The sequence below is a fragment of the Desertivirga brevis genome, from assembly GCF_017355835.1.
The window spans coordinates 152,859-178,336 of the sequence record NZ_JAFEWF010000006.1 but is presented as its reverse complement, the minus strand read 5'-3'; the positions used below and the strand labels follow the sequence as shown (position 1 = coordinate 178,336).

The window sequence follows — 25,478 nt, the reverse complement described above, 5'->3', positions numbered from 1 at the left end:
ATTGTTTATTCAGAGATCAAGCACAGAGACCTGAGTTGTTTCAATATGTTTTAGATAGTTCTATAGATTGAGATTTGTCCTTACAATTTCAGGAACTGCGGAATCTTCCTCAGTGGCTTTAGAAATGCTGCCAATTTCGGATATTTAATCCCATTCATCTTCATCGCTTCTAGATCGGCGCGGTTCGCTTTCATCCTGGCTTCTACAGAACTATTGCTCATCCCTCCTGCCCTCATCTTCACCATTAGCTCGGGCAGGTATACTGATTTGAGTTTATTTTTATGCATAAAACGGATCATCAGCTCGTAGTCCGCAGCACTCCCCATATCAAGACGGTAATACCCGTACAGTTCAAACAATTCTCGCTTGGCATAAAAGGTAGGGTGTGCAGGCATCCAACCCCGCTGAAACATACCATGCTGGTATGGTTTGGATTTCCACTTCCTTAGAGCTTTATTAGTATCAGTCTGATCAACATACCATAGGTCACCATAAAGGATATCAGCATTTGATCCTTCAAAAGCTTGAGCGATCTTTCCGACAACATCGTTGTTGGGAAAAAAATCGTCAGAATTTAGCAGCCCAACAACATCCCCCGTAGCCATTTTTATACCTTTATTCAGGGCATCGTACATTCCTTTATCTTTCTCTGTAACTATTTTGGCGATTTGATCGTTAAAGCGACTTATGATTTGTAGAGTGGAGTCAGTTGAAGCTCCATCTATAATTATATACTCTATATTTGGATGCCTTTGAGAAACTACAGATTCAATGCAATTTGCCAAAAAACGCTCAGCATTGTAGGTGACGGTAACAATTGATATTTTCAAAATGTTTCAGTTATTTCGGTAAAAATGTCAAAAAAATCCATTAGTTTTGAAAAATTATATAAAATATAAGAGCATATCTTATTTATACTGGTTATGAAATTTACCATGAAGAGGAAAAGCTATTTGCTTATTTTTAGCGTTCTTTTATTGTTTTCTTCTTGTGCAAGTCGTTACAAACATGCATTATTTACGGCTCCCAGTGATGTTGTGACTGACACGCTTAGGACCGTTTACGTTGCCAATAATAAAGGGCCCGAGGATGTGTATTACAAAATTAAACCTGACGATCAGTTATCAATACGGAATTTACAAAATGTTGAATTTGGTGCACAAGCAATATCGTCTAATGGAGGAAGTGCTGGTGGGCAGTCGGCTATATCGTCATTTACAGTGGAATATGATGGAAGCGTAACACTTCCTGTTATTGGTAAAGTCAATGTAGGTGGATTAACCCGAAGAGAGGCGACAAAAAAATTACAAGATCTATTTTCTAAGACCTTATTAAAAGATCCCATAATTGAACTTAACATAGTAAATTTAAAAGTAACGTTGCTGGGTGAATTCAATAGACAAGGAAACTATCTTATTGAAAAAGACAACACATCTTTTACTGAAATATTGGGGCAAGCAGGAGGCTTTTCGGAAAGAGCTGAAACAAAAAAAATTAAAATAATAAGGGGCGACAAGAAAAATCCTGAAATTATTTATGTGAATCTAAAAAGTTTGAATAGCCTTGCTGATCCAAAATTAACTCTTCAAAATAACGATATACTTTATGCTGAGCCTCGTAAGGTCTATTCTTCATCGGAAGGTTTGCAAAACGCAATGTTATTTATCCAACCAGTGTTAATTATTTTAAATAGCGCAGTAATCCTTTATAATCTTTCTCGTTAATGAATACTCCAGATAACTCCGAAAAGAAAATACTAGAACAAAAAATTGATTACTCAAAAATATTTAGAATTATATGGAGTCGTTGGTATTGGATATTAAGCTGTGTAATAATAGCGTTGATAATAGCTTATTCTTACCTATGGTACACCCCTGCAGTATACTCAACCAATGGTTCCTTAAAGTTTGATGAAAAAAGAACTGAATTAAATGATTTGCTGTCTAGTAATTCAAATATGTACAGCAGGAATAATAAACTTCAATCTGAAGGTTTTGTAATCCAATCTAGAGATGTTTTACTGAACGCAATTGGAAGACTTGATTACAAAGTAACTTATCTTTTAAAAGGAAAAGTGCGAACCACCGATGTTTATCCCAATAAACCATTTCCTATAGAAATACTTGAACAAGATTCTACGGATTTCATAAACAAACTTATAGATATCACTCCTCTAAATCAAAGCACTTTCAGTTTAAAATACAAGGATGGTAAAAATGATGTAGTAAAAAACTACACTTACGGGCAAGTAGTGAAACTTCAAGGTGTTACTTTTAAAGTAAAAGGGAATTACTCAAGCTCTGATGATGCTAATTACGCCTTTAGATTCAACACAAAAGCTGATTTTTTAGGTAGAGCATCCAATATTCTTACAAAGGAAGCTGCCAAAAGCGCAAATGTGATGCAGCTAACACTTTCTGACAAGAATCCGGTATTCGCAATGGATTTATTGAATTCAATAATGAAAGAGTATGTTGATTACGACGTTAAATTAAGAGGAACATCTGCATCTCAAACTATTGACTTTATTGAAAGGCAGCTAAGTTTCCTATATAACAAGGTACAACAATCAGGTGGAGCTTTAGAAAAGTATAAAAAAGCGAATCGAATGATTGATCTTTCTTCAAGCACAGAGTTGAGCATGCAGCGTTATAGCAATCAACAAAGCCAAAAACAAGCTTTGAAGTTGGAAGAACTTGCAATTGATCAGCTCCAAAAACAAATAGAAAATAATAGGGACCGTGTTAGTCTAAACTTTAATCTTGAGGGGGCAGTCGGCGGTCTACTTTCGGGATTGCTTTCTCAGCTAAATAGTTTAATTATAGAGAGAGAAAAAAAGCTTGTACAATTCAACGAAAGCTCTGCACCTGTGCAACAGCTTGATAAACAAATAAGTGAGATTAAACAAGGGATTATAAATAACATACGACTTCTAAGAGAAAGAAATCAAAAGACACAAAGCTATGTTGAAAATCAAATTGCTTCAGCACAACAAGAATTAAATAATATACCTAGTGCCGAAAGAGACTTTGCTAAACTGCAGTCTGAATTTGACATCAATCAAAAAGTTTTCTCCTATTTATCTGAAAAAAGATTGGAGGCTCAAATCACAAGAGCTGCTGTAGTCCCAGGTGCTACTATAGTTGATTTCGCCACTAGCTATTCAATAATATCGCCTATTCCGTCAAAAATTTATACAAATTCAATCCTGTTAGGGTTTTTATCTGGCGTTGCTCTCATTTTTCTTGCTCGGGTATTAAATCCTTACATATATGATAAAGATACAGTGATGAGCTACACGAATACTCCAATTATTGGAGTAATTCGTAAATTTCCAGGATTTATCGATGAAAATAATACTCAGGCTTTATCCTTGCAACAACCGAAGTCTGCATTTGCAGAATCTGTAAGATCTGTTCGGACTAACTTAAGTTTCTTAGCATCGGAAAAGAATTCGAAAATAATCTGTGTTACTTCAGAGGTGGCAGGAGAAGGAAAATCATTTGTTTCAGTAAATTTAGCAAGCACATTAGCATTAATCGATAAAAAAGTTATTCTGGTAGGTGCAGATTTAAGACGTTCTAAGCTGCATAGGACTTTCAACATTGAGAATAAAAAAGGTTTAAGTTCCTTTTTATCTCGCCAAGCAGATTTAGATTCTATTATTTCAAAAACGAGCTTAGAAACCTTAGACTTTATTCCTTCGGGTCCAGTTCCACCTAATCCATCTGAGCTGCTACATTCAAGCATGATGAAAGAACTCTTAAGCGAGCTAGATAAGCGATACGATTATGTCTTAATAGATACTGCACCAGTCGGCTTGGTTTCTGATTCTATTCCTTTAATTAGGAACTCGGACATAAATATATTTGTTATTCGGTCTGGAACCTCTAAATATAATTCAGCAACAATCCCTGATAAGTTATCAAATGAGTATCATTTGAACAATGTAGTTATAGTCTTGAATGCATTTGGAGACGATATGCTTCATGGAAATTACTATCAGACAACATATTACGGGAACTACACACAGTATTATTATTCAGAATATTCTAATAGTTACAGTAGCGGAGGTTATTACATGGATGACAAGAAGGCAAGATGGTGGGAAATCTGGAAGAAGAGTTAAATAAGACTTTGAGACATTAATGGAATTTTAGCATCAATAGCACGAATGTCAAATTGATTTGATTTACCAAATGGATATCAATTAATAATAGTTTCAAGATACATTTCTTCATTAAACTATTAATCGACACTTGGGCAGTTTCCCGTTTTTCAATCGAGGGTATTGCGACTTAGGCGCATAGTAATCTTGGTGCATTAACTAACACCATTAGAGGATTGTGGTATTAGGCAGATCTAAAAGTAGCGATTATACTTAAAGATTTTATTATAGAGCCTTAAAACCTTAAGTTCTCAAAAGAAGTTAAAAAAGCAGAGGCAGAAGCCATCTTCTGAGTATGATGATCACATCAATTTATGTGTAGAATAGCAGGAATTATTTCAGGTAATTCAGATATAAAAAACATTGACACTCAGGTTAAAGCGATGTGTGATGTCATGAGTTCTGGCGGGCCTGATTCTGAAGGAATATATGTTTCAAAAGACGGCGAGCTTGCACTTGGCCATCGACGGCTTTCTTTTCTTGACTTAAGTCCCTTGGGACACCAACCTATGACTGATGTTAAGGAGCATTGCTGGATCGTATTTAACGGAGAAGTTTATAATTTTCTTGAACTGAAAGACCAGCTTCTCAAAAAAGGCTATAAATTTAAAAGTGGTTCAGATACAGAAGTTATAATATCAAGTTATTTAGAATGGGGAACAGCAGCCTTTGCAAGGTTCAATGGAATGTTTGCTTTTGCACTCTATGACATAAACAAGAAACAAGTATATCTTGTTCGAGATTCCGCAGGTATTAAGCCCTTGTACTACTATACTAATCCTGAAAATGATCAAATTATTTTTAGCTCAGAAGTCAAAGCTTTTGTAAATATTAATCATAACTGGGAAGAGAACCCAAACTGGAAGTTGTTACTACTCACTTTTGGCCATATTCCAGAGCCATATACCACACTAAGAGGTGTTCAATCGCTTGAGAAAGGAAGCTACTTACAGTATGATCTTTTAGCCAAGCGTATTGTAAAAATTGAAAAGTTTCGCAAATTAGAATTTCATGAAATAAAAATTAGAACCAAAGGTGAAGCTGAAGACGCTATCCGGCAGAAATTAAAGTCAGCAGTTGATCGCCATCTAATTTCTGATGCTCCTGTTGGTTTATTTTTAAGTGGAGGAATAGACTCGAGCCTTTTGACCCTCCTAGCTGCTGGACAACTTAAAGATCAACTTCATACACTCTCCGTTACTTTTACAGAACAGGGTTTCAGTGAGCAGGAGTACCAACAAGCAGTAATAGACAAAGTAAATTGTAACCACCGAAATTATACAGTTGGTAAAAAAGACTTAGAAAATAACTTAAACGCTATTATTGCAGCCTATGATCAGCCCAGTGATGATGGAATCAATTCATGGTTTATTTCTAGATGTGCACATGATAATGGCTTGAAGGCTGTTATTTCAGGTTTAGGCAGTGACGAGTTGTTTGGAGGTTATCCTTCGTTCAATAGAATCGAACAACTTTACCTTCTAAAACAAATGCCAGCATCTATTCTTGGGCTCTCGAGAATGCTTCCATCGTTACCCTTTCGTAGGCTTGGATGGTTACAAATTAAGAAACCAGTTGGTCTATACCTGACTCTAAGAGGCCTTTGTACCCCAGGACAAGCCGCTAATTTATGTGGTTTGACAGAGAAAGAAGTATTAGCGAGAATAAATAGCTTAAACTTCTCTCCTAATCATTCAGAAACTTTATTGAAAGAAGAGGCTGCTAGTTGGCTTGAATTCAACTACTATATGCAGAATCAGCTTCTCAAGGACTCTGACTATATGAGTATGCGGCACTCACTAGAACTGCGAGTTCCTTTCCTTGATCAGGATTTCGTAGATACAGTTTACTCTATCGATCCTACCATACTTTATAAGCATGGAGGACTTCCAAAACAGCTTCTGATTGATTCATTCAAAGATGTTTTACCTGAAAAGATTTGGAACAGAAAAAAAATGGGCTTTTCATTTCCTTTTCAAAGTTGGTTTGGCGAAATGGATCAAATTAAAGAAGTTGTAAAAGGTACAAGGCCAGGTATATCTTTGTGGAATGGTTTTGAGCAGGATCAAATTCATTGGTCAAAAATATGGGCCTATTATTTAACTTTAACTTTTAGCAGGTCGTGAAGATCCTAATTTTGAACTTAGTAGCCTTTTCCCATATGGGGGGAGTTGAAAAAGTAAGTCGTATCCTTGCGAAAGCAGGTTATGATATTGCCAGAGAGCTTGGAGCAAGTATTATGAACCTGAGTATGTATGATACAAATCATGATTCTCGTTACTGCCCCTCCGAATTCTACAAAGGCTTTGGTAAGGATACATTCAAATTTATTTGGAACGCTATTAACCAAGGAAGAAATGCTGAGTTTCTTATTCTCACGCATATCAACTTGGCTCTACCGGCTTTACTAATCAAATTTATTAATCCTTCTGTTAAAATTTTCCTTATAGCTCATGGAATAGAAATTTGGGCCCCTCTTACCAAAATCCAGGCAAGACTACTAAAGTCATGTTACAAAATCTTAGCAGTATCAAAATATACTAAGAAACGAATTGGAGATACCTATCCTTCGACTAAGAAAAAAATTGATGTTTTAAATAATTGTCTGGATCCATTTTACGTTCCAGCAACCACTTTCGAGAAGCCTGAGTACCTACAGAAACGCTATGGCATCAAAGAAGGTGAAAAGGTAATGATAACCTTGTGTCGATTAGTTTCTACTGAAAAGTACAAAGGATATGACACGGTAATTGAATCATTAGCTGAGCTCAAAAAGGATTTTCGCTTAAAATACGTCCTTCTTGGAAAATACGATGACGTAGAATACTCACGATTAAGTTCTATAATAGAACAGGAATGCCTACAAGAACAGGTGATTTTGGCGGGCTTTGTGAAAGATGAGGAACTAGCTGACCACTTTCTACTAGGTGATCTCTTTATTATGCCATCGGTAAAGGAAGGATTTGGGATTGTATTCATAGAGGCAGCGGCGTCAGGAATGCCTGTCATAGCGGGAAATAAAGATGGTAGTGTAGATGCAATGTTAGATGGAAGGCTTGGTCCGCTAGTAGAGCCGTTTGATAAAAATGACATCAGGAAAGCCATCGCCTCAGTGTTTCATAATCCACCTCATCCAAAAACACAACAATACTTAGCACTAAATCATTTTAATTACACTACTTACAAAGATAAATTGAAAAGTGCTATGCTGGAAGTAGAACGAATAACAGCTAATGTTAATTCATAAGTTCCTATCATTACACTAATATTATCTATACCAAAAATTCATGCAAACTTTAGTAGAAACATTACACGACGACAAGTGGGATCTAGAGATAAAGCCTCAAGAGAGCTGGTTCAACCTTCATTTGAAGGACGTATGGCATTATAGAGATTTACTGTTCTTATTAGTTAGAAGAGATTTCGTCTCCTTTTATAAGCAAACCATATTTGGTCCATTATGGTTCTTTATCCAACCTATCTTCACGACCATTATATTTACATTTATATTTAGCAATCTCGCGGGTATTAGCACAGAAGGAGTACCCGCTCCTCTTTTTTATATGGCAGGAACGGTGGCTTGGAACTACTTTGCAGATTGTCTTACAAAAACTAGTACCGTATTTAGAGATAATGCAAGTATTTTTGGAAAAGTTTACTTCCCAAGGTTGATAATGCCTTTAAGTATTGTTCTTTCTAATCTAGTACGCTTTGGCGTTCAGTTCTTGTTATTTATCGCGTTACTTTTATTCTATATAATTAAAGGAGAAAATATAGCTCCAAATTTCTATATTTTTATATTCCCAATTGTAATTCTTTTAATGGCTCTAACAGGCTTAGGGCTGGGCCTGATAATTACAGCAATGACGACAAAGTATAGAGATTTAGCTTTCCTCGTAACATTTGGGGTACAGCTATTTATGTATGCGACACCAGTAATTTATCCATTATCAGAAGCTCCTGAAAAATATAGGGATATTATTTCTCTAAACCCATTAGCTGGCTTGGTTGAGACGTTCCGTTATAGTTTTTTAGGGTCTGGAGAGTTCTATATTGGAGCATTTTTCTACAGTTGCATTGCAAGTATTGTTCTGTTTTCAGTCGGGCTTATCGTTTTCAATAAAGTAGAAAAGACATTTGTCGACACTGTATAATTATTCCAGATATTAGTATTTCCATTTAACCGACATGAACAAAATAGCTATTAAAGCCAGCAACCTGGGAAAGGCATACCAATTAGGAGAGTTTACTACGGGGACGATATCTCGGGATATCGAGCGCTGGTGGGCAAAGGTAAGGGGGAAAGAAGACCCGTTTCTTAGAATAGGTGAAACCAACGATCGCACAACCAAAGGCACCACGGATATTGTCTGGAGTTTGAAAGATTTAAACTTTCAAATTCAACAGGGTGATGCCGTTGGTATAATAGGCAGAAATGGTGCGGGCAAAAGCACCTTACTGAAATTACTTAGCAGGGTTACCTCTCCTACCACAGGTAATGTCAAAGTCCGCGGTCGGATTGCAAGCTTATTGGAAGTTGGCACGGGGTTTCACCCTGAACTAACTGGTCGAGAGAATATTTTCCTGAATGGTGCAATTCTGGGGATGAGAAAACATGAAATTAAGAAACACTTTGATGCAATTGTTGACTTTGCAGGGGTAGAAAGGTACATTGATACTCCAGTTAAGAGATATTCTTCTGGTATGTATGTGCGTTTGGCCTTTGCTGTGGCTGCACATTTGGAGTCAGAAATATTGATTGTAGATGAAGTGTTGGCTGTGGGAGACGCAGAATTCCAGCGGAAGTGTCTTGGGAAAATGGGTGAAGTCAGCAAAGGAGAAGGCCGTACCGTGTTGTTTGTTAGTCATAACATGGATTCAGTGCGAGATCTGTGTGGCAAGGGAATTGTTCTAGCGAATGGCCAGATAGTCTTTGATGGTTCTTCTACTGACGCTATTGCGTCTTATAAAAGAATAGATACGGAGTTCAGTAGACAAGAACTCCTAGATTATCCATTGAATCAGGACATTAAAGTAAAAGAGTTTAGAGTGTTTAAAGATTCTATAGAAAGTCATGATGATTTGGATTTTAAACTCATTTTAGAAAGTAGCACTACAAACAGCTTCAATACTGTGGCATTAAATATATATGATGAATTTGATCAAAAAGTTGCCTTTATTGACCTGAGGAACGTATTGCTTTCCGATAAACAAGTTACAAATCCAACACTTACAATTGAAGGCACATTTAAGCATCTTCCTCTACTACCTGGGAATTACAATATTGCATTACATGTAAACTCAAGTTTAGTGTATAAAGACTTCTTGAACTTAATTCAATTCAAGGTAACTCAAAAGAAATTGATTGATAATATTATCCCGTATCCTATGGAGGTAAGAGGTCGGGCTGAGGTTGATTTTTCATTCAAATATATCTAAGATGGCTATTAATATTGATGTAGTAATCTTAAGTTACGCTAAAAACGAAAGGTTAAAGGCTTTAACCGATCAAACAATTGAGACATTGATAACCTCTGAAAACAGAGATCAAATCAAATTCAATCCAATTGTTATTGAGTCAAATAAGCAACTTCAACCATATCAATACAGAAATGCCACTACAATTTATCCTGATGCTAAATTTGGGTTTCACAAATATTTAAACATAGGGATTGAAGCAGGGAGCGCCTCCTACGTCTGCCTTGCCAATAATGATTTGATCTTTAAAAAGGGATGGGCATCCGAGATTCTGGCGGTATTTAACTCTAACAATAAAGTTGAATCCGCAAATCCATTCTGCGAGTACTTTCATAAGAATATTAAGTCTAGAAATAGAAAGTTTATCATAGCAAATGAAAGAAATATCTTCAAGGGTATTCTAACCGGATGGTGTATTCTTGTCAAACGTGATGTATTGGATAAGATAGGCTTATTAGATGAACAATTTGATTTTTGGTATGCCGACAAAGACTACGGAAAAACTCTTCTTAAACATAAAATCAAGCATGCCTTAGTTTTAAATTCGCTAGTCTTACATCTCGGAAATCAGTCTCATGATTCAATTGAAAGCGATCGAAAATCGGATTTTACGGACGGGATGAAGGCTTTATATGAAAAGAAGTGGGGCAAGGAAAGTGTTAGCACAATTGATAAAATAATAAATAAATTATCAAAAGTTATCAATGGATACTGACAAGAGTTTTTTCACAGTTGCATATGGAAAAAAATTCCTAGCGTTAGCATTCGCTCTTGCTAGGTCTTATAAGTTACACAACGGAGTAGATATTCCATTTTTTATTGTCTCAAAAGAGGACTTCAAGCTCCCCTATGATTTAGCATGGGTGCAGAAAAAGATTATAGAAAAAAAAATTTTTGGCGAAGGCTTAGAATACAAGCTTAAATTAGCTACAATTTCACCAACGGAAAAAAGTATTTTTATTGATGCTGATTCACTGATTTACGATTCCATCGATTCATTTTTCAATAATTTCTCCAACATAAGCATTAATGTTTCTGGTATAAAAATCACTAAGGGTATATGGGTTGATCTGGACGCAGATGAGACAATAAGAAATTATCAACTACCATATCTTATTAGATATTGTGGAGCGTTATATTTCATAAACAAATCAGAGAAGAGCTTTGAAATTCAAGATAATCTTCAGCTTATACTAGCAAATTCAGGTTTTCAGAATCATAAACACGGATTTAACGAAGAGCCTATAATGTCGATAGCTTTAAGTAAAATGGGAGTTACTCCGATAGAAGACGACGGGAGTTTATGGGGCGATCTTGTTCATTTCGAATCTGAGAAAGTTTTCAATATTTTCAAGGGAAGACCAACATTATTAAATGCTAAGTATAAACCTAATTTTAAATTTTGGATCAAAGAAGGTAATTACTCACCCGCAATAATCCATATGGGTAGCGGTATTTACAACAAAAATCCCTGGGTATTTGACTCGATTCGCTTAAAGTTGCACTACAAGTGCTTTTTGAGCAGAACACTCTCGGACCTTATAGTGGCATTTATCATCATTCCACTCTATTTTTTAATAAAACGATTAAAAAATTCTTGAAAAAGACTATAAAAATTAAGTTCCAAAATGGAATAAATAAAACTATCGCACTTAATGAGATATTAAACGACGTAACGGAGGACTTCGACTTTGTTGAAACCGACACGCCAGATTTTGTCTTATTTGGGCCGTACGGAGATAATCTTCCGCCAAAAGGTAATTATATAAGAATTGGATATTTTTGTGAAAATATAATCCCGGACTTCAATGCCTGCGAATGGGCTTTCGGTATTCCAAGGGAGGAAGAAATAAAAAAGAATAATTACAAACGGATTCAATGGCATGGGTTGGATCCGAAAATTCTTATTAAGCATCTTACTGACAATGACATTGACAGAATTTTCGATACAAAAAGCAAGTTTTGCAACTTTTTGTATTCTCATGAAGTAAGATACAGACAAGATTTTTTCAAACAACTCTCAAAATATAAAAGGGTTGATGCACCGGGAAAGTCAATGAATAACATGCCATCGATTGATACTTTATTTAAGGGGGATATATGGGAACGTAAAAGAAGCTTTTTATTGCCTTATAAATTCACAATAGCCTTCGAAAACTATTGTTATCCAGGTTACCAAACGGAGAAACTTTACGATTCAATGCAGGTAAACAGCATGCCTATTTATTGTGGTGATCCATACATCTCGGAGATTTTCAACACTCGAAGCTTTCTTAATGCGCCTGACTACATTAAAATTAATTCAAATCCTCTGATTGACTTTATAGAACGAAACTCTCAAATGGATTTTCAAGACTACCGCCCATCTTTTTATCAAGGTATCGGCAGTAAAATTAAAAGAAAAGCAAAAGCTTTTGGACGAGGAGCGAAAATGAGGTTAAAATATAATAAACTTGACTTCTCAAACTTGATTGATGCTATTATTGAGTTAGATAAAAACCCCGATCTTTATAAGAAAAAGTTATTAGAACCTTGGTTTGTATTCAACCAAGCTCCATCGGAACTATCAACAAAAAAAAGGTGGTTAGAAATTTTTAATTCACCTACACATTAAGGAATCTTAAGCAATGTCAGCACCCCTAGTATCAATAATAATTCCAGCTTTTAATTGCGAGGATTTTATAGAAGAAACTATCCAGTCTTCAATAAATCAAACTTGGCAAAATAAAGAGATTATTGTAGTTGATGATGGCTCCACTGATAATACGCTGTCAACTGCTCGAAAATATGAGTCAAAAGGAGTTACAGTAATAACTCAATTAAATAAAGGTGCAAGTGCAGCGAGGAATTTAGGATTTAAAATTTCTAAAGGCGACTATATACAGTACTTAGACGGAGATGATCTATTAAGTCTGGGTAAGATTGAGCATCAATTGTTAAACATTAAAGACAAATATAACACACTCTCTATTTGTCCCACTGTTTACTTCAATAATGGAGTTTCACCGTACTCCATAGGGCCAAATCATGAATGGTATAGGGAAGGTAGTGTTGATTGCATAGACTTCCTTATTAAGTTATATGGAGGGAGCTTAATTGGTCCAACCTTCGGCGGAATGGTGACTATTCATTCCTGGTTAACCCCAAGAGCCCTAATTGAAGCTGCTGGCCCTTGGGACGAACGACTTAGTGTCGATGACGACGGCGAATTTTTTTGCAGAGTAGTTTTAGAAGCTGATAGAATTATTTATACCAAAGAATCAATATGTTATTATCGAAAGTTTATTAATAGAAATAGCTTAAGCAAAGCAAGAGGGGCCAAAGCAGACTTAAGTGCGTTGGAAGCCAATCTGTCAAAGTGTAATAACCTTTTAAAAAGAACTGATGATCCTAGAGCTAAAATTGCATTAGGTCGCCTTTTTTGGGAAAATGCATACTCATTTTTCCCGCATAATTTTGAATTAAGTTTTAAAGCAGAACAAATTGCTAAAAAACTTAATCCTTCGTTTCAATTTAAACCATACAATAAGGGCTTGAAAAAAGCTCTGGCAAGATTCTTAGGTTGGAAGAATGTTAAAAAAATAGAATACTATAAACAAAAGTTAAAATGAGTGACCGTAAAATAGATCTAGTTATTTTTACTTGCGAAGGCAAAGAACATTTACTACCCAAGACATTTTCGTCGTTACAAGAAAAATGCGGATATTTATTTTCGAACGTAATTTTAGCAATCGATGGAAAAGTTGACAGTTCAGTAATTGACATAGTAAAACCTACTATAATAGTCCAAAATCATAAACGGAGCGGATATGTGAAGAGCATAATTAATGCCCTCTCTTTGGTAAAGTCACCTTATTTTTTCTGGTTAGAAGATGATTGGTGCTTTAACTTGAATTTTGACCTAAACGAGCTAGCTCAAAAGCTTGATCTCGACAGTTCCTTATGTCAGGTAGTCCTTGGCAAAGAAGAATTGAAGAGTGATGGTTTAACAGCAAGTGATAAGGATTTATATTATAGTAAATTCGGTTTTTCTGCAAACCCATGTTTATGCCGGACAGCCCCGTTATTTAAAGCTTTTACAGATTTGCTTAAATTAGATAAAAATGAAGCAACGAAGCTTTTAGGGTTCGAATCTTATCTGACTGATTTTATGGTGCAAAATAGGCTGAACAACTTAATAAAAATTAACGATGCTCAGTCCTATGTTCAACATGATGGGTACTTAGAGAGTACTGCACGAGAATTCCATATGATAAATTCTCTTGACGATTCGACATCAAGCATTGGCAAAGAATATATCTCCGGATACGGGCAGCATATAAATATATCAATAAAAAATAAAATTTTAATGATTCCAAAAGTATTGGTAGCAAGTTCGTACCTTATTTTAAAAATATTCTCTAGTCGAGAAGTTTATGATTATGCTATGAGGTTAAATATTGGATTTAAAAAGAGATTTAAGAACTAAATTGAAACTACCAGAAAAAATCGCTAACAGCTTAGCGTTTAGAATTCCTACTTTATTTAAGGCTGTACTCTATTTCCAAAACTTATTCGTCATGAAGCGAGTAAGCAAAGATCCTTGGGATCTTAATATGGTTTTACTGTGTGGTTCAAAAAATATTGCTTTTTTACAAGAAGTATTAAAATCCATTTATACTAATTTTTCAAGAACACCGAATATCTTCGTAATTACAGATAATTCAACTAATGTAAGATTCTGCAAAGAAAAGATAAAATGGTTTCCTAAAGATCGTTTAACGCTAATTACAGCTAACGATTGCTTAGATTATCATAAAGCGAAAGGTCGAAATTCTCTGTTTAACTTTGCTAGTAGGAACCCTATGGGACTAAAATTAGCAGCAATCTTACAAATAGCAGAAATTGGGAAACCATTACTTTATAGTGATACCGATGTTCTATGGTTGCAAGATCCTTTTGAATTAATCCAACAACTTATAAATTCAGTTGGCGCTAACATAAATTTATCATTCGATTTTCAGCCAGCTTACGATGAGCAACTTGTTTCAATGGCAAGGCTGGAAAGTTTACTTAATAAAGCTCCGTATTATTGCGCAGGTATAATGTTGATAAAGAATTTTTCCAGTGAAAATATCCAACTCATCGAGCGATTGTTACCTTTTTTGGAAAAACAATCAAACCATTTCAGTGAGCAAACCATATTTGCAACACTGCAAAAATCGGTTGGTCCGTCAAGGCTAGAGCAAGAAAAATTTTCAATTATCTTAGATGACCAGTTCGATCTTAGACCATTGAACAGACCCAAGTTAATTGCTCGGCATTACATCGGACCGGTAAGACACTTATTTTGGAGAGATGCTTTTTTTATGGTCAAAAAATAAGCCAGATGAAAAGAAGCTTAGGTTTGGACCTATTGAGAGGGTTGGCTGTAATTTTAGTGCTATTTAGGCATTTTGAAATCTCATCATTCCTTACTAAGATAGGATGGATGGGAGTAGATCTTTTCTTCGTTTTGAGCGGTTTTTTAGTTTCCGGATTGCTATTCCGAGAACTTAGCAATACTGGCAAGATTAATATAAGTCGTTTCTTGGTGAGACGAGGCTTAAAAATCTATCCATCATTTTATTTCTTTCTAATTGTATCAACTTTTTTGATTCCTTTTAACTCCGACAATCAAAGCAAATATTTACATGAAGTCCTCTTTTTACAAAGTTATTTGCCAAGAATTTGGGACCATACTTGGTCTCTTTCGGTGGAGGAGCACTTCTACCTATTATTGATAATTATAGTCCCAGCTTTAAACTTAATCAAAACATATTCCTTCAGTGCGACATTCCAAACAACTTGTTTGGCGATTATTTTAATCTCGCTCTCATTAAGATTATATTCTTGTAGCAAAGGAAATGTATACTATTTATACTATCAAACACATTTCCGATTAGATAGCTTCGCATTTGGAATGCTTCTATCTTTTTGGTATAGTTTCAAAAGAGAATTCGTTAATCGAGTCTTAAAACAGTACAAAATATTCATACTAGCTTTGAGCATTGTTTGCTTTCTCCCTTTTTTATATTTTCCAGTTAACTCAGTTTATATTTCTGGACCTGGATTTTCTCTTTTAATGATAGTTTTTGGAGTTCTTGTGTTATATCTACATGACTTAAAATTTGATAAACTGTCTAACCTGTTTCTCACTCCTTTATTCAGGATGATTGGATTCATTGGGTTATATTCATACAATATTTATCTTTGGCATCTTCCGGTAGCTAAACATATGCTTCCATACATTCAAACCAAATTTACTCAAAACTTAGTATTTTTATTCATTATCTATTTCATTGCCAGTATATTTCTGGGTTGGTTTATTTCAGTGACTTTGGAAAAACGTATTTTAAACTTCCGTAATAGATATTATCCTAACTCAGGTGAAAAGAAACATTATAACAATAGCAACGGGTAAGCAATTATATATAGACTTAGCAGTAAACTTAGCCAGGTCATTTATTGTATGGCACCATAATTCTGATATTAGTTTTTTTATTGTAACCGATAATCGGAATTCAATTCCTACCGAAATCCTAGAAAAGATAAACATTATCAATATTGCGCCGGGGGAGTTAGGAGAAGGGTTTTCCTCCAAGTTATACCTTGACAGATTGGCTCCGGAAGGGCAGACGCTATTTATTGATAGTGATTGTTTAATTTTCGAAAACCTTGGTCATCTTTTCGACAAGTTTAAAGGGCACTCAGTTTCAGTTGTAGGAGGCTATATCAAAGATGGTGAGTGGTTTGGTGACATAAAAAAAATTTGCAACGAGTTTAGGGTTCCACATATTCCAAAATTCAACGGGGGCATCTATTACTTAGAAAAAAATCCTATCTCTCAAGCGGTTTATCAAACTGCGCGGGAACTAGAGTTACGATACGACGCTATAGGATTTGTTCGATTAAGGAATCGACCGAATGACGAGGTAATTATGGCTTTAGCAATGCAACTACATGGGCAAACCCCTTTAATTGATGACGGGACAGTGATGAGTGATCCATTAGCTTGCCAGGGAGGCTATCAAATTAACGTGCTTTCAGGAGGACGCTATTTGATAAATCCTCCAAAACCAGATCCAAAACATCAGGAATGGTATCCATTCCAAAAGGTATCCCCTGCAATTGTACACTTTCTCGGTTACTATACAAACCATTTTCCATATCGCCGGGAAGCATACTTGCTTTATCATGCAGTAGGGGGAAATTTAAATTTTGGAATTAAATTGAAGGCAATCTTGACGATCGAATATCCCGAGAGAATTTCAAATACGCTGAAAGATTTGCTTCGACCACTATTTAGAAGATTTTTTGGTACCCGAGAAATAAAAACATCGGACAGAATTGTATAATTCAGATATTTTCTATCGCTAAGTAAAAAATGGATATAAGTATAATTATTCCAACTTTCAATCGCTTATGGATTTTACCCCAAGCTGTTAACAGCTGTATGGGCTCCAAGCTTTCCATAGAAATAATTGTCGTTGACGATGGAAGCACAGATGGAACCGGAGAATGGCTTGCAAGTCAGGAGAATATTGTAAGGATGACCCAAAGCAATTGGGGTAAATGTTGGGCCGTAAACGCAGCTTTTAAAATTGCGCAAGGTAAGTATATTAAATTCTTGGATTCTGATGATATGGTTGCTCCAGGAAGCTTGGAAGAGCAGTTTGAGCTTGCAGAACAAGATAATTGTGACGTTGTGGTAAGTGGATATTCACTAGTAGATGAAAAAAATGAAATAACACTTTCACAACCTTGGATAGAATGTGATGATTTCATAGCACAACAATTAGGAGAGAGCGATAGTTCACATTACTCTGCATACCTGTTCAAGAAAACGTTTATAGAAGATATTCCCCATAGACCAGACTTTGCCTTCAGAGATGACCGTCTTTTTGTTCTTGAAGTCGCTTTAAAAAAACCAAAAGTTTCTGTAGCAAAGATAAATGGATTGCTGCACCGCCACCACAAGAATGAGCGGTTACAATTTAATAATAAACTTCAGGCTGCAGTCCAGAATTATCAGCATATAAATATTTACAAAAAAATTTTAAATACGCTTGATAAACAATCAGAGCTAACTAAGCGGCGAATAAACGCCTCATCAAAAATCTTGATGCCTTTGATCCACTGGATTGCTAAAGATAACTTGCTAGAAGCTGAAGAAGCATACAATTGGTTATTGAAATTGAACCCAGAAAATATAAAAGGAGAAAATAAAGCTACAGACCTTCTGTATAAAGTAATTGGATTCAAAAGAACAGAACAGCTTTTTAAAATAAGAAGAATCTTTAAATACGGATTGAATTGAAACCATTAAATATATTTTACAAAGAACCAGAATCAGATCGGTGGTTGCCTTACGACAGGTTCGTTCGAAAGTTGATAAGAAGAATCGTAAGAGGTAAATCTAGACCCGGTGGACAAATGATGGTTGCATTAAACCTCATGAAAGGTTTAGACAAACTAAAGATTCCTTATAGATTCAACGACTTTAATTATATCAGAAAGAATCCTGACGAATTGGCTTGTATAATTGGGAAAACATTCCTTTTGGACAAAATGAAATTCAAAAACCCGATTCTTTTAGGAGCTTCTGTCTTTTCCCACCCACTGGAAGATGTAGACTTAATAAAACGCCATTTAAATATAAAAAAAATATTAGTGCCGGGTGAATGGATGAAAGAAATGTTTGATTCCTATTATCCAGAGAAGGTGATTTCGTGGCCAGTAGGCATAGACACAAATTACTGGCACCCATCGATAAAAGCTACTTCTGAATTTGATTTTTTGATATATGATAAAGTCCGTTGGAACTACGAAGACCTGAGCCGTTCCCTGATAGGTAAGATAAAGGAGACATTAGATGCAAGAGGATTTAGCTATACTACAATAAGATACATGCATTACGAGCCTCATGAATTGAAACACAAAATTTCCAAAAGCAAGTACTGTATTTTTCTAGTAGAACACGAAACCCAGGGCTTGGCATATCAGCAAATATTATCGACTGGCACGCCGATAATTGCTTGGGATCAGCAAAAGTTCTGGTTGGATCCCCAGTATTTTCCAAGCAAAGTTCAATTTGGTCCTGTGAGCGCAGTGCCCTACTGGGATAGCCGGTGTGGAGAAAAATTTCAATCCATTGAAAGCTTTGAGCGTGCACTGGATAGGTTTATCCAAAAGGAACGGGGTGCGGAATTGGCTCCAAGAGATTATATTTTGGAAAATTTGACATTAGAGAAGCAAGCTCTGGAGTATCTGGAAATAGTAAGATCAATAACAAATGAATAATAATCCCAAGGCTCTGTTTATAACAAATCCGCATGATTTGAATTCACAAATTTCCGGAGGGGTGCAGATATGTTCACAGTATTTTCTTAATATCTTAAAAATAAAGTTTGAGATTCAGGTTTTCGAGGTTCAGATCTCAACCAATCCTTTGCATCGTCTTTACAGAAAATTACGTATAGATGGATACAAATTGTATAATCCAACCCAATATCTGGCTACTTTAGAGCACCTAGTCGAGAATGAGGGTATCAAAACTATTTTCTTCAACAAGTCCGAACTCATCAGATTTTGCGAGCCGCTAAAGAAGCGCTTCGGAGAACGGATTAAATTAGTGATACTTTCACATGGCAATGAAACAGGAGATTTTTTACACGACATTGTTTTAGGAAAATTAGGGAGAGGAGGACCTTCTAAGGTGGTCGAACTTTATAGATTAGGTTTGAATCTGTATACCGAATCTTTATACAGAAGGTATTACGTGGACTTGGTGTGCTCAATGTCAGAAACCGAAGCGCATATTGAGAGGTGGTTAAGTGCAAAGAAGACTTTTATAATCCCTCAAATTATTAGTAATGAAGAACCCGTCCAGTGGCAAAAAAAATTAGGTATAGTTGGCTTCGTGGGAACACTGAACCATACTCCTAATTATGAAGCACTCAAGGAAATCTTACAGACTTTAAAAAATCTTAACGTTTCAAATGTAACACTAGAAATTGTGGGAGGGCCTGAAAATATAGGTCAGGACCTAGCTAAAGAGTTTTCTCAAGCGCGATATCTCGGACGTCTAAATGATGAGGAGCTTAAAAACAGGATATCAGGATGGAGCCTATTTTTAAATCCTATTTTTTGGTATTCTCGAGGTGCATCAATGAAATTATCCAAAGCGATTGCGTATGAAATTCCGTTGGTAACCACAGAAGCAGGTAGGCGTGGATATTTTTGGAATGAAGGAAAAGTAATTGAAACAGCTAACAATCCTTATGATTTTGTTCAACAAATTTTAAAGTATTGCAATAATGAATTTGAATTAAGCTTAATCCAACAAGAAGTTAGAAAAGCCAAAAATTCATCTCCAACTGCGTCTGAGATAGCAAATTCTCTAGCTAACACCATCAAGCTGCTTTAGCCTACATGAAAGTTCTTATAATATCACCATACTTTCCGCCATCCAATGCAGCAGATATGCAACGGGTAAGAATGAGTCTTCAATATTTTTCATCTTTCGGCTGGGAAGCCGAAATTGTTACAGTAGATGAATCTCATTCAGACATTAATAAAGATTATTACTTACTAGAGTCGATACCTGATGAAATTCCAGTTCATACAGTTAATGCATTCTCTAAAAAAATCACTTCAAAGTTAGGACTGGGAAGCATTGCATTAAGATCGCTATATTTTTTTAAAAGAGAAGTTGATAAATTATTAAAGGAGAAGAACTTTGATCTAATATACTTTTCTACTACGCAATATCCTGTTTGTATCTTAGGAAATTACTGGAAGAGGAAACATCATATCCCTTATGTTATAGACCTCCAAGATCCATGGCATTCTGAGTACTATCAAGACAAACAAAAAAGCCAGCGGCCTCCAAAATATTGGTTTTCCTATCGACTAAACAAGTTTTTAGAACCGATAGCAATGGCCAGAGTAGATGGGCTAATTAGCGTCTCCCAAGCTTACATAGAAACGTTAAAGCAACGATACCCTATTTTGAAGTCTACTCCAAGTGCTGTAATAACTTTTGGAGCTTTCGAAAAAGACTTCGAGATTGCACAAAAATATAAGGAAGAGCTTAAAAGCGCTGTTGATAAAAAACAGGGCGAAATTTCAATAATTTATGTTGGACGAGGAGGGCTTGACATGCAGCCTGCTGTCTCAATCTTCTTTGAAGCTTTTAAAGAAGGCTTACTACAATACCCCGAAGTTTTTGAGCGTTATAAAGTGTATTTTATCGGGACTAGTTATGCTAGTGCTGGTGCGGGAACGTCTACAATAAAACCTATTGCGGATCAATTCGGATTGAATGACTATGTAAATGAGCAAACCGACCGAATTTCCTTTTATCGGACACTTAATACTTTAAAATCGGCAGATGTATTATTTATTCCAGGCTCAGATGATCCGCAATATACCGCTTCAAAAATTTATCCTTATCTAATGGCTGCACGCCCTTTAATAAGCATTTTTCATCATAAGAGCAGTGCTGCAAAAATAATTGAAGAATGCGAAGTAGGTTTGCCTTTAACTTTTGCAATGGATCGTCAAGAAATGAGAAAAAAAATAAAAATATATCTCACTATGGTAGCATCAGGCTTAGTTTCCGGCACCTATCCGAAATCGGTAGTTTTTAATAATTACTCTGCCAAAAATATGACAAAGATGCAAGTAGAGTTATTCAATGAGGCAATACAACAAAAGTAGTTTTTACTATGACTTTTAAGTGCATTTTATAACTATGGAAACTAAAAAAGTAGCGATAGTAACAACACACCCCATCCAATATTATGCTCCTGTCTTTAAAATTTTGGCTAAAAAAGTCGACTTAAAAGTTTTTTATACTTGGGGAGAAGAAAGTATAAAGAAAAAATTTGATCCAGGATTCGGCAAAGTCGTGGATTGGGATTTACCATTACTTGACGGTTATAATTACGAATTTCTTGAGAATAGTTCTACTGATCCAGGAAGCCACCATTTTAAAGGCATTATCAATCCCTCAATAATTGAGAGAATTAACGAATTTTGCCCTGATGTGATACTAGTATATGGTTGGTCGTATTCATCACATTTTAAAGTACTTAGACATTTCAAAGGAAAAAGGCAAATTTGGTTTAGGGGGGATTCAAACTTGTTAGACTTAGAGCGAAATTGGAAGTCTATTGTAAGAAAGTTACTCTTAAGATATATTTATTCACATGTTGATAGAGCATTTTATGTTGGCTCATGTAATAAGGATTATTTCGTAGAATACGGCCTGAAACCAACCCAGTTAGCTTTTGCACCTCACAGCATCGAGAATAGCCGATTTGAAGAAGATCATAAAAAGGATGTTGATGAGCTAAAAAATTCTTTGGGAATTGAAGATACAGAAATAGTTATACTATTCGCAGGTAAGTTAGAACCCAAAAAAAATCCAGAACTTTTAATGGATGCATTTCTAAATCTAGATCTAAAAAACGTCCATTTACTTTTTGTTGGTAATGGAGTTTTAGAATCAAAACTAAAAGAAAAACAATCTAACAATTTAGAGAATAGTAATGCGTTAAAAATTTCTTTCCTGGACTTTCAAAACCAGAGTAGAATGCCTGTGATCTATCAATGTTGCGATCTCTTCTGCCTTCCTTCTAAAGGCCCAGGAGAAACGTGGGGGCTTGCTGTTAATGAAGCAATGGCTTCTGGTAAATCAATATTAGTTTCTAACAAAGTGGGGTGCGCTAAAGACTTAGTAAAAACCGAGAATGGATTAATCTTTGAATCGGATAACTTATTGGATCTTAGCATTAAATTACGCGAGCTTTGTAACTCTAAAGAACGGTTAAAAATAATGGGTGAGAAGAGTAGGACTATCATACAATCTTGGAGCTTTTCAAAACAAGTAGAAGCTTTTGAATTAGGTTTATATGATGATACGAGATAAAGTGCAATTAAATTCGCTAATTTTCAGCCTTTATATTCCATGGCTCATTTCAACTGCATTCTTTGATTATCCAGTCATATCTTATTGGATTGCATGGTTTGGTTCAATATTCATATTTTTTCAAACTTGGTTTTCGAAAAATCGCTTTCTACTACCGGACTTCCCTCTATATAGACAAATAATGCGGCCTTTATTTCTCCAGCAACTAATATTTGCTGGATTTATGTGCTGTACATCCGCATTCTATTTTTTAGATAAGACAGGGTACATGTATCTTGAGAAAATTGATGATATAAATATTGCTCAAGAGCATGAACCCTTAGCACTTATTGCATATTGTCAACGCTTATCGCTGCTAGCGCATGCCTCCTTAGTTACTGGAATGTTATTAATTCAGAAAAATCACCTAAAAAATCGACCCTGGTTCCAAGCTGTCGATCCTAGAATTAAAGGTGATTGGATAATTAGAGTCTGTGTAATCACCTTTATCCTGAGTTTGGCGATGGAACGCATACCTGGCCTATATCAATTTTCAATAGGACTATATAACGTTGCAATTTTTAGCGGTGCAGTCATTCTTGTCCGTGGTTTTCGAGAACACAAGCCTTTCCTATCATTGATAGGCGGTGGCCTTTTTATAGCAAACCTGATTAATTCAACTCTTACCGGTTACAAAGAGCATATTCTCGTAAATATAATCATCTTGACTTGTCTTCTATACCCATATTACAGAAAAACAGTCCTTGTTGTATCTGTACCTATTTTTATAATATTATTTTACCTCCTCCCTACTTATGCAAATACAATTCGAAGTCAATCATGGTTTGGAAATGCAAGCGCTGAAGACGCAAGATCAGCGGCAGTTAGTGCTGTATTAGAAACCGATCCTCAGATATTGAAAGAAAACAACTGGCTTTTTCTAACCTATAGATTAAGTGAAATAGATATGTTTAAGGATTTTGTGAATACAACTCCAAGGGAAATACCCTTTTATGGGTTCGAAATAGTAAAAAATTCTTTAATCGTGGTAATCCCAAGAGCTCTCTGGCCTGGAAAACCTATTACAGAAGCGTTAGCAATGGAAAGAGTTTATAATGCTGGAATTGTAGAATTAGAATCAAGTGTATCGGCAAAGACCAGGCCGGTTGTTGATGGTTATTTAAGTGCTGGCACCTTTGGCGTTTTTATTTACATGCTGATACTAGGAATGATAAGTCAAGCCCTTTCTAACTTCAGCGAGAATATTTTCGGTGGATACGAGCCAGGTTGTGTTATCTTCTATAATGGTTTTTTTCAATTGCTCTGGAGAGGAGAGACTACAGAATTTTTGATTAATAGCATTTTTTGGAGCTTTGTGATGATGATTATCGTATTTAGAATTCTTATCTGGGGTAATTATTTAGAAAAGGTTAAAAAAAATTATTAATGAAGTATCCACTAAAAACCTCCTTCATTATCAGCCTGTATTTGCCTTGGCTATTAGCGACTATAATTCAAGCCGCCCCGGCATCATCATTCATGGTGTCATGGTTAGGTTCATTCTTCATTTTTCATCAAACCTGGTTTTCATCAAGAAGGTTCATACATCCCGATCGCCCGGTTGAAAAACAGGTAATGAGACCAATTTTTCTTCAGCAATTAATCTTTGCTGGCTTCATGTGTTGCACATCGATTTTCTATTTCATAGATTCTATGGGGTATAAATATTTTGAGCAGATTGCAAAGGTCGATCTAGCTGCTGTAGAGGAGTCGCTACTACTTGTTGCTAAATGTCAAAGACTTTCAGTACTGGGTCATGCTGCATTAGTGACAGGTCTATTGATAGCTCAAAAGAAAACTCCTAAGGAAATAGAAAATTATCGGCCGATAAATCGAATTGCAATCGAGACATGGACTGTCCGAATAGGAATAATAGCTCTTATTGTGAGCTTAGCATTTGAAAAACTTCCCGGGCTGTTTCAATTTTCTATAGGATTCTACAACGTTACGATTTTTTGCGGTGCAGTGACTTTGGTAAGAGGTATCAGGAATAAAAACATTATTTTAGTAGCATGGGGCGGAGGAGTGTTTGTTTTGAATTTAGCAGTAGCAAGCTTAAGTGGCTACAAAGAACCTTTAATTGTAAACTTCATTATTCTATTTTGTTTATTATATCCATATTATAAAAAAGAGGTAATTGTTGCTGCAATTCCATTTTTTTTACTTTTATTTTATATTGCTCCTACTTATTCTACTGTTATCAGAAAGCAATCTTGGACTGGTGAAAGTACGGCAGAAGATGCTCGTCAGGAAGCATTGCAAATACTATTGAGCGAAGAATCATCTTTGGATGAAACTAACTGGAGTTTTTTAACAGGACGATTAAGCGAGATTGGAATGTTTACGAAATTTGTGCAGACAACACCTGATATTATACCTTACTATAATCTTGAAATTGCCACCAACTCTGCTTTATTGATTATACCTCGTGCATTATGGAAGAATAAACCAATAACCGAAGACATCGCTATGGAAAGGGTGTACGCGGCGGGAGTCGTAGATGACAGATCTTCTGTATCAGCAAAGGCCCGGCCTATTGTTGATGCCTATTTAAGTGGAGGGTTGATTGGAATTCTGATTTATATGTTTAGCCTAGGGTATGTAAGTCAGACTTTGTGTAATTTAGCTGAAAGTTTATTTGGTGGATATGAGATAGGATGCATTATCTTCTTTAATGGGTTCTTTCAAATACTTTGGCGTGGAGAATCAACTGAATTTATGGTTAATAGTGTTTTCTGGAGCTTTGTTGCAATGATAGTTTTTTGGCTAGGACTTAGATTAACTAATTACCTTGAGAAAAGCAATCCATTCGATTATACAAAAATTTAAATTCAACTT

The 25,478-nt window shown here is 35.6% G+C and carries 22 protein-coding genes; 21 read left to right on the top strand and 1 reads right to left on the bottom strand.

Annotation, left to right across the window (positions count from 1 at the left end; genetic code table 11):
• Nucleotides 1-80 precede the first annotated feature (80 nt).
• Nucleotides 81-830 (bottom strand): glycosyltransferase family 2 protein, encoded by a 750-nt coding sequence (locus J4N25_RS16030; protein WP_242695909.1) that lies wholly within the window; start codon nucleotides 828-830, stop codon nucleotides 81-83.
• A 105-nt stretch (nucleotides 831-935) separates the two neighbouring features.
• Between J4N25_RS16030 and J4N25_RS16025 the strand changes: the two genes are divergently transcribed.
• The 21 genes from J4N25_RS16025 (at nucleotide 936) to J4N25_RS15925 (ending at nucleotide 25,469) form a co-directional block, all read left to right on the top strand.
• The gene (locus J4N25_RS16025; protein ID WP_207422800.1) at nucleotides 936-1,724 is read left to right on the top strand and encodes a polysaccharide biosynthesis/export family protein; all 789 of its coding nucleotides are present in this window, start codon (nucleotides 936-938) and stop codon (nucleotides 1,722-1,724) included.
• Entirely contained in the window at nucleotides 1,724-4,129 is a 2,406-nt protein-coding gene (locus tag J4N25_RS16020; RefSeq protein ID WP_207422799.1) for a GumC family protein, read from the top strand. The genes J4N25_RS16025 and J4N25_RS16020 overlap by 1 nt, the downstream gene beginning before the upstream one ends.
• Before the next feature lie 353 nt (nucleotides 4,130-4,482).
• Nucleotides 4,483-6,294, top strand: coding sequence for an asparagine synthase (glutamine-hydrolyzing) (asnB, locus tag J4N25_RS16015; protein ID WP_207422798.1), 1,812 nt, complete (start codon nucleotides 4,483-4,485; stop codon nucleotides 6,292-6,294).
• Nucleotides 6,291-7,415: a glycosyltransferase family 4 protein gene (locus tag J4N25_RS26940; protein WP_207422797.1), complete on the top strand. Its 1,125-nt coding sequence runs from the start codon at nucleotides 6,291-6,293 to the stop codon at nucleotides 7,413-7,415. The genes asnB and J4N25_RS26940 overlap by 4 nt, the downstream gene beginning before the upstream one ends.
• 40 nt (nucleotides 7,416-7,455) lie before the next feature.
• Nucleotides 7,456-8,322: an ABC transporter permease gene (locus J4N25_RS16005; protein ID WP_207422796.1), complete on the top strand. Its 867-nt coding sequence runs from the start codon at nucleotides 7,456-7,458 to the stop codon at nucleotides 8,320-8,322.
• A 34-nt stretch (nucleotides 8,323-8,356) separates the two neighbouring features.
• The gene (locus J4N25_RS26810) at nucleotides 8,357-9,607 is read left to right on the top strand and encodes an ABC transporter ATP-binding protein (RefSeq protein WP_242695908.1); all 1,251 of its coding nucleotides are present in this window, start codon (nucleotides 8,357-8,359) and stop codon (nucleotides 9,605-9,607) included.
• A gap of 1 nt (nucleotide 9,608) precedes the next feature.
• Nucleotides 9,609-10,361 (top strand): glycosyltransferase family 2 protein, encoded by a 753-nt coding sequence (locus J4N25_RS15995; RefSeq protein WP_207422795.1) that lies wholly within the window; start codon nucleotides 9,609-9,611, stop codon nucleotides 10,359-10,361.
• Nucleotides 10,351-11,247, top strand: a complete 897-nt coding sequence (locus J4N25_RS15990; RefSeq protein ID WP_207422794.1) for a hypothetical protein — start codon at nucleotides 10,351-10,353, stop codon at nucleotides 11,245-11,247. The genes J4N25_RS15995 and J4N25_RS15990 overlap by 11 nt, the downstream gene beginning before the upstream one ends.
• Nucleotides 11,244-12,260 carry a glycosyltransferase family 10 domain-containing protein gene (locus J4N25_RS15985; protein WP_207422793.1) on the top strand — a complete coding sequence of 339 codons (1,017 nt, stop codon included), beginning with the start codon at nucleotides 11,244-11,246 and terminating at the stop codon, nucleotides 12,258-12,260. The genes J4N25_RS15990 and J4N25_RS15985 overlap by 4 nt, the downstream gene beginning before the upstream one ends.
• Nucleotides 12,261-12,273: 13 nt before the next feature.
• Nucleotides 12,274-13,257, top strand: coding sequence for a glycosyltransferase family 2 protein (locus tag J4N25_RS15980; protein ID WP_207422792.1), 984 nt, complete (start codon nucleotides 12,274-12,276; stop codon nucleotides 13,255-13,257).
• Nucleotides 13,254-14,114 carry a glycosyltransferase gene (locus J4N25_RS15975; RefSeq protein ID WP_207422791.1) on the top strand — a complete coding sequence of 287 codons (861 nt, stop codon included), beginning with the start codon at nucleotides 13,254-13,256 and terminating at the stop codon, nucleotides 14,112-14,114. The genes J4N25_RS15980 and J4N25_RS15975 overlap by 4 nt, the downstream gene beginning before the upstream one ends.
• Nucleotides 14,086-15,009 (top strand): putative nucleotide-diphospho-sugar transferase, encoded by a 924-nt coding sequence (locus tag J4N25_RS15970; protein ID WP_207422790.1) that lies wholly within the window; start codon nucleotides 14,086-14,088, stop codon nucleotides 15,007-15,009. The genes J4N25_RS15975 and J4N25_RS15970 overlap by 29 nt, the downstream gene beginning before the upstream one ends.
• A 5-nt stretch (nucleotides 15,010-15,014) precedes the next feature.
• Nucleotides 15,015-16,088, top strand: a complete 1,074-nt coding sequence (locus J4N25_RS27175) for an acyltransferase family protein (protein ID WP_207422789.1) — start codon at nucleotides 15,015-15,017, stop codon at nucleotides 16,086-16,088.
• A complete protein-coding gene (locus J4N25_RS15960) occupies nucleotides 16,054-17,022 on the top strand; it encodes a hypothetical protein (protein ID WP_207422788.1) in 969 nt (322 codons plus the stop codon). The genes J4N25_RS27175 and J4N25_RS15960 overlap by 35 nt, the downstream gene beginning before the upstream one ends.
• A gap of 29 nt (nucleotides 17,023-17,051) precedes the next feature.
• Complete coding sequence (locus J4N25_RS15955) at nucleotides 17,052-17,984, top strand: glycosyltransferase family 2 protein (protein ID WP_207422787.1); 933 nt, start codon at nucleotides 17,052-17,054, stop codon at nucleotides 17,982-17,984.
• Nucleotides 17,981-18,967 (top strand): glycosyltransferase, encoded by a 987-nt coding sequence (locus J4N25_RS15950; RefSeq protein ID WP_207422786.1) that lies wholly within the window; start codon nucleotides 17,981-17,983, stop codon nucleotides 18,965-18,967. Before J4N25_RS15955 ends, J4N25_RS15950 begins: the two co-directional genes overlap by 4 nt.
• Complete coding sequence (locus tag J4N25_RS15945; protein ID WP_207422785.1) at nucleotides 18,960-20,093, top strand: glycosyltransferase; 1,134 nt, start codon at nucleotides 18,960-18,962, stop codon at nucleotides 20,091-20,093. The genes J4N25_RS15950 and J4N25_RS15945 overlap by 8 nt, the downstream gene beginning before the upstream one ends.
• A gap of 5 nt (nucleotides 20,094-20,098) precedes the next feature.
• Nucleotides 20,099-21,388, top strand: a complete 1,290-nt coding sequence (locus J4N25_RS15940; protein WP_242695907.1) for a glycosyltransferase — start codon at nucleotides 20,099-20,101, stop codon at nucleotides 21,386-21,388.
• Between the two features lie 34 nt (nucleotides 21,389-21,422).
• Nucleotides 21,423-22,601 carry a glycosyltransferase family 4 protein gene (locus J4N25_RS15935; protein WP_207422784.1) on the top strand — a complete coding sequence of 393 codons (1,179 nt, stop codon included), beginning with the start codon at nucleotides 21,423-21,425 and terminating at the stop codon, nucleotides 22,599-22,601.
• Nucleotides 22,585-24,027, top strand: a complete 1,443-nt coding sequence (locus J4N25_RS15930; protein WP_369410862.1) for an exosortase Y-associated Wzy-like protein — start codon at nucleotides 22,585-22,587, stop codon at nucleotides 24,025-24,027. The genes J4N25_RS15935 and J4N25_RS15930 overlap by 17 nt, the downstream gene beginning before the upstream one ends.
• The gene (locus J4N25_RS15925; RefSeq protein ID WP_369410861.1) at nucleotides 24,027-25,469 is read left to right on the top strand and encodes an exosortase Y-associated Wzy-like protein; all 1,443 of its coding nucleotides are present in this window, start codon (nucleotides 24,027-24,029) and stop codon (nucleotides 25,467-25,469) included. The genes J4N25_RS15930 and J4N25_RS15925 overlap by 1 nt, the downstream gene beginning before the upstream one ends.
• Nucleotides 25,470-25,478 lie beyond the last annotated feature (9 nt).